A 7,111-nucleotide genomic window follows, 5' to 3' on the forward strand; every position below is an offset into this window, starting at 1 on the left:
ATTAATGCTGTTATGTAGGACAGGAGCAAAAATAAATAATACTGATGCGATTTTTAATCTATTGATATTCTGTTATTTTTTTTTTGAGAATAATACTGATGCAATTTAAAATAATACAGTTCAGGTTTTTGGAACCTATTTTGAATGGATTTCAAAGAATGGGTAGCTCAAGCTTCCTAAAGTTATATTAAAAATATATAAGAATTCCATATTTTGAAATTCAATATCACCTAAAGAGCTAAAAATTTAGATTTCGCTATTAAAAGAATAGCTTAAATTTTTAAGAGGAAAATAGTTGAAAAGTATGCTCTCTATAACCTTAAGTTCCGTTCCTAATTACTGGCTTCCTAAATCAGGAATTAGGAATCAGGAATCTAGAACTAGCCTGTATGGCGGGGTTTCACCATGCATTCCTAAAATCGTTCCTAGGAACGGCATATCTGAAGTCCGCCAATATGGAGGATTCTAGCTTCCTGAAACCCTTATATATAATATATATATATATATAATATATATATATAATACATATATAAAAATATACACATATATAAAAACATATAAAATATCAGATTAGAATAATAAAAGAACCTCTGAAAGTAGAAAAATCATGTTGGGGATAAATAAGGTTTTCAAATTCGAGAAAAATTTTTCAAAAATTGAAGATTTTTTGGACGAAAATTTTCTAAATCTTGTATATATATGTACTCGGCAATTGAAAGCTCACTGGATCTTGGTAAACAAACTGGCTGTAAAAGAGTTTTCATGTTAGTTTTTAGTTGTTAAATTTCGAAAATTAAAGATTTTTTGGACGTAATTTTTTCAAATCTTGTATATATATAACATAAAAGTGCGTTTTCACGCAATCAAATCAAATGGAACATAACAAAGATACTTTACAAAAGTCTACTATTGAGGCCAAAAAGCTTGAACTGCCAAAAGGTGGTGGAGCGATAAAAGGAATAAGCGAAGCTTTTCAGGCGAATTCATTCACTGGTACTCTATCCTTTTCAGTACCAGTTCCACTGCCAACATGCCGTAATTTTTCGCCTTCTTTAAGCGTTGATTACAGCTCTGGTAGTGGTAACGGAGTATTTGGTATAGGATTTAATGTTTCAATAGCAAGTATTATCAGAAAAACATCCAAAAAAATTCCAACTTATGATGATGAAGATATTTTCGTACTTACAGGAGCAGATGACTTGGTTGCGATTAATCAAACAAGTAATAGCGAATATGATATTACTTGTTATCAGCCACGTGTTGAAGGGTTATTTGCTAAAATAGAACGTTTGGTAAGTAAAAGTGATAACACTATTCATTGGCAAGTTACCAGTAAAGATGGCAGCATTGCTATTTATGGTAAAAATAAACAAGCACAAATTTATGATCCAAAGAGTAATACTCACATAGCAGAATGGTTACTTGAGGAATCAAGAGATGTATATGGAAATAAAATATTTTATTATTATCGCTCAAGTACAGCTAATTTAGAGAAACAAGGTGGTGGTAAAGTAATAGATCGCATTGCTTATGGTTATAATGAAGAATTAGAGCACAACCATTTTGAAGTTCTGTTTGATTATGATGAAAACGATTTTACCAGCCCGATAGATAAAAAGTACAGTAAGCAAAGAGAAGCTATTCTCCGTCAAGATCCGTTTACCTCACACACTACAGGATTTGCAGTTAGAACTGAACTCTTATGTCGAGCGATAAGGATTTATCATCGATTTGACGAGCTGGGTAAAGAGCCAAAGCTAGTAAATGGAACGTACTTTGATTACGACGAGAGACCAACGATTACATACTTAAGAGCTGTAAAACAAGTTGGCTATTATGAAAGAGGAGAAAAAAGATTTACTAAGACTACGCCAATTCTAGTTTTTTCTCATAACAGCGATGATTCTACCTACATTTCAACAGTTTCATCGGTAACACTCAAAGATGGTAACAAGCCATCTAAACAGCTTTTGCAGATTTTAAAAGAACAAGATTTTGTCTTTTCAGAACAAAATGCAGAAATCTCTGAAGAAAACTCAAATTGGAAAATCACAGACAGTGAAAAAACTCTTATCATAAAAGAAAAAGGAAATTTTTTAGACCTTCACAATTCAAATAATAGAAACTCTTTTAAACCGGTAAAAATTCAAGGGTTTGCTGGGTACCTAAATGACCGAAGATTTCAATCGGTAGATCTATATCAAGAAGGTATTGAAGGAATATTATATAACGATGGCAACACAATCCTTTATTTCAGACCAAATGGTGATGGAGAGTTTGCTCAAGCTAAACTACTGGAGCGTTTTCCATCGCTGCTTCGTAAAACTACTTATTCACTGACGAGCTTAGAAGGTAACGGTGAGTTACAGCTTTATGTGAATGAAAGTGGTTTTCAGGGTTACCATGATTTTGATGGTAATAGTAAATGGAGTGAATTTAAGCCTCTTGAATCGCAAGTAGTCAATCTAAGTAGTGAAATTCAAGAGATGATAGACGTCACCGGAGATGGAAGAACTGATGTTGTAGTATTTGAAGGAGAAAGCGTCAGAGTATATCCATCTGCTGGTAAAAAAGGATACAAAAAAGCTATTTACAGTAAAGCGCCAAAAGATCTACCAAATCAACGTGCCAGTTCAGAGAGTACTTTAGTACGCTTTGCTGACATGTTTGGTGATGGTAAAAGCCATCTAGTTAAAATAGAAAACGGTAAAGTAGAATGTTGGCCAAATCTTGGCTATGGTAAATTCGGCGAAAAAGTTACATTTAAGAATGCTCCATATTTTAGAAATGGATTAAATACAAAAAGACTTTACTTTGCTGATATTGATGGCTCTGGTACTACAGATTTAGTTTATGCTAACCACAACAGCTTAGATATCTACTATAACAACAGTGGTAATTCATTTAGTAGACCAGTGAATTTAAAGCTACCAGTTGATTATAATCATATTGGTCGAATTGAGTTTGCTGACATTCTAGGGAATGGAACTAACTGTTTGCTTATTAGTTACCTTGATCAAAGTTTAAAGTTACAGCATTTATATTATGATTTTTACAATGGAGTAAAACCGCACTTACTGAAGCAAATAGATAATAACATGGGTAATCTTACTCGTCTTCATTATGCAGCTTCTACTAAGTTTTACTTGCAAGATAGAAAAGAAAATCGTCCGTGGGTAACAAGTCTGCCGTTTCCAGTACAAGTAGTTGAAAAAATAGAAACCATAGACAATATAGTAGGAAGTAAACTTACCAATAAGTATCGTTATCATCATGGATTTTATGATTACACTGAAAAAGAATTTCGCGGATTTGGTTTTGTAGAAACTTGGGATACTGAAGATTTTGCTACAATTGATCAAAAAGAACATTATGTAGCACCGATTTACACCAAAACCTGGTATCACACTGGAGCTTATAAGAAAGCAGGAGATTTAGTTGAGGGCTACAGAAAAGAATTTTACCAAGGAGATACTGAAGCTCTAAAGATAACGCCACAAATATTTGATGAAAATATCACCTCAATAGAGGATAAAAGACAGGCTTACCGCGCCATTCAAGGGCAAATGCTAAGACAAGAAGTGTATGGTTTAGATGGGGATGAAAATCCTGATCTTTATCAGCATCCATATTCGGTAACAGAGTCCAGTGCTTGTGTAAAATTGCTTAGTACAAACAGCTCTCATAAAGTATTCAAATACGGAATTTTCTTTGTGAATTTACAAGAAACTATCAATTACCATTATGAAAGAAATTGTTGTGATCCACGTATTCAGCACGACTTTGTTTTAGAAGTTGATGAGTATGGTAATGTCATTAAATCAGCAAGTATTACTTACCCTCGTAGAATAGAGCCAAATAATTATTCAGAGCAGCAAAAATTACATGCCACTTTAGAACGTAATTTTTACGTTAATAATACTAAAGAATTTTACTTACTTGGAGCTCTCTATAAATCACAAGCTTTTGAGATTGGTGGCCTAAGAGTTGCAGTTAGTGGTTATACTAATATTAATGACTTAAGGACTCACGTAACACAGTCCTTGCAAAATACGATAAAATTTGAAGAGAACTTAAATTATACGAGTCCACAAGTAAGGCTCTTAAGTGAAAGTCACAATTACTATTGGAATGAAGAACAAAATTCTACTTTACCGCTTGGCTCGGTAACGCAGCAAGCGCTTCTTCACCACACCGAAGCTATGGCATTTTCAGATAGCCAAGTAAAAGAAGTATTTGCCGGAAAAATCACCTCTGATCAAATGCTTGAGGATCTTGGCTACAAAAAAACTTCTGACTTTTGGTTGGTGCCAAGTCCTACTCAGTACTATTGTGGTAGTGATAAATACTATTTACCTGAAAAAGTAATTGATGTTTTCGGTGGTGAAACTGCAGTTGTTTATGATCAGTATAATTTACTGCCAATAAAAACGATAGTAAAAGCAACTGAAAGCTCAAATTATGAAACTACTGTAGAATATGATTATCAACGTTTAACGGCAGTAAAACTAACTGATCACAATGATAATGTTTCAGAAGTTATATTAAATCCACTTGGGGTGGTAGTTGCCACATCTCTTTATGGCAGTGAAAAAGGGGAAAAGAAAGGTGATAAACCACTACTCGAATATCAAGTCAGAAAAAATCCAAATTTTGAAGATGTTTTAGGCTTGGCAGATAGAGCAAATGGTCCTGAGTACTACTTACAGAATGCAACCAGCTTCTTTTATTATGACTTAGATGCTTGGAGAAAAAATGGCCAACCTGTGCATGTGATTAATTTGCAGAGAGAAACTCATGTTTCAGAAGGAAGTTTTACAAGAATAAGGCAAATTGTAACTCACATTGATGGCTTTGGTAGAAACCTCGAGACTAGAATGCTAACTGATTCTGAGAGTGAAAAGTGGCTAGCATCAGGGAGAGTTGTATATAACAATAAAGGCACGGAGGTGAAAAAGTATGAACCTTTTTATAGTAATTCACCTTTTTATGACCTCGAAGAGAGTGTGCGTAATCAAGGAGTATCTGACACTCTTTATTATGATCCTCTGCTAAGGAATGTTCGCATTGATACGGCAAAAGGGTTTTTCAGCAAAGTAGAATTTTATTCATGGAGTACTAAAAATTTTGATCTTAACGATACGGTAAAAGATTCAGAGTATTACAGAGAATTTACCGAAAAATGGAATACAGCAGAAAAGGCAGCTTTAAAGGATGAAAAAGATGCACTCAGCAAAGCAGAAAAACATTATAACACGCCAACAATAGAGCATCTAGACAGTTTAGGAAGAAAGTTTCTGCAGATAGAGACCTTAAGTAAGGATGGACAAAGCAATGTAGAGTTAAAATCTCATGTTAAACTTGATATTCAAGGAAATGAGCTAAAAAGTGTTGATGCAAGATTTTATGAGCAAAATCAGGGTAAGGAAGAAACTGAAAAAATAAAGAATTTTATCCACGTTTACTCGATGGCAGGGCTTTTAAAAAGCACCAGTATTGATGCCGGAGAAACTTGGAATTTAGCAAATGTTGCAGGAAGTGCAGTATATAATTGGGATGGCAAAGGATCACTTACTTATACAGAATATGATAAATTGCAACGGCCAGTAAGAGTAAAAGTTACTGATAAGGATCTAGATTTAAATAGCAATATCGTTGAAAGATTCTTTTATTCTGAAGACATTCAAGATAAAGCTACCAATCGCTATGGAACGCTGATTGCTCATTATGACCAAGCAGGACTTACAAGAGTCGAAGAAAATGATTTTAAAGGTCAGACATTAAAAAGTAGTTTTCTTTTAAGAAAAAAACTATAAGCAAGAAGCAGATTGGAAAAGCGTTGAAAGTATTGTTACAGTGCATGCAGATCTTGAGCTGGAAGTGTTTAATTTCGTCGCTAAGTATAATGCCTTAGGTGAAATAATTGAAAAAACAGATTCGCAAAATAATGCTCATATTCCAATTTATGATATAGCTGGAAGAGTAAAACAAATTAACCTTAAGAAGCAAGGAGAAAACATAAAAACCTATGTTTCTGATATCAGTTACAATCCTAAAGGTCAACGTACATCTATTACCTATGGCAATGGTGTTGTTACCAGCTATAGCTATGACCCTAAAACTTTTCGGCTCACTAAGCTAGAAAGTCAAAAGGAACAAAAGAAATTACAAAATATCAACTATACGTATGATCCAATAGGAAGCATTACTACAATGGATGATGAGTCTTATAAGACAATCTTTCCAAAAAACAAAAGTATAGATACTAAGTCCGATTATCATTATGATTCGCTTTATCGACTAATTGAGGCAACAGGAAAGGAACATCCGGCGCTAAGTGGAAAGGAAGAAATTATTACACCGATTCCGCATTTAAATAACCAAAATGCGATTAGCAATTACACGGAATATTATGACTTTGATTATGGAAGTAACATTACAAAAATTAGGCATAATGGAAAAAATAGTTCCACTAAAGAATTTTACATATCAGGTAATTCCAATAGAAGTTTGCCGATAATAGATAGTAGACCTGTGAGTGAAAATGATATAGATAAAAATTATGATGAAAGAGGTAATTTACTAAAGCTGAGTGGCTCACAAGATCTGCATTGGAATTACCGAGATAACATCGCCTATGTTGATATTATAACTAGACCAAGTGGAAAAAATGATAGTGAATATTATGTTTATGATAGTGGTGGACAAAGAGTTAGAAAAGTTACTGAAACATATCAGAATAATGAAACAAACTCTACTCGAGTGGAAAAAATTTACTTTGGCGATATTGAGGTTACGAGAACTTATCAAGAGAGTGGTTTAATTAAAGAAAAATACACTCTTCATGTTGCAGATGATAAGAGTAGAGTAGCACTGCATCATTATTGGACTAAAGGCACTTCAAATGAAATCAGAGAAAGTCAAGACCGTTATCAGCTGAGTAATCATTTAGATTCAGTGGCTTTGGAATTAAATGATAATGCTGAAATTATAACCTACGAGGAATATCTGCCATTTGGTGGCACAGCGCTAATTGCAGGCAAAACAGCTCGTGAAGTAACGGAAAAAGAATATAGGTATTCGGGGAAAGAGAGAGATGATTCAACGGGTC

2 protein-coding genes are annotated in these 7,111 nt (G+C 33.9%); both read left to right on the plus strand.

Going from position 1 to position 7,111, the window contains the following annotated elements; translation table 11 throughout:
* The first annotated feature begins 872 nt into the window (after window positions 1-872).
* On the plus strand, window positions 873-5,816 hold the full coding sequence (locus OOK87_RS07325) for a SpvB/TcaC N-terminal domain-containing protein (protein WP_264688458.1): 4,944 nt from the start codon (window positions 873-875) through the stop codon (window positions 5,814-5,816).
* 40 nt (window positions 5,817-5,856) lie between these two features.
* Window positions 5,857-7,111: RHS repeat domain-containing protein (locus tag OOK87_RS07330; RefSeq protein ID WP_264688459.1), on the plus strand; the 1,255-nt coding region annotated here is incomplete at its 3' end.

Source organism: Wolbachia endosymbiont (group A) of Sympetrum striolatum, assembly GCF_947250715.1.
GTDB lineage: Bacteria > Pseudomonadota > Alphaproteobacteria > Rickettsiales > Anaplasmataceae > Wolbachia.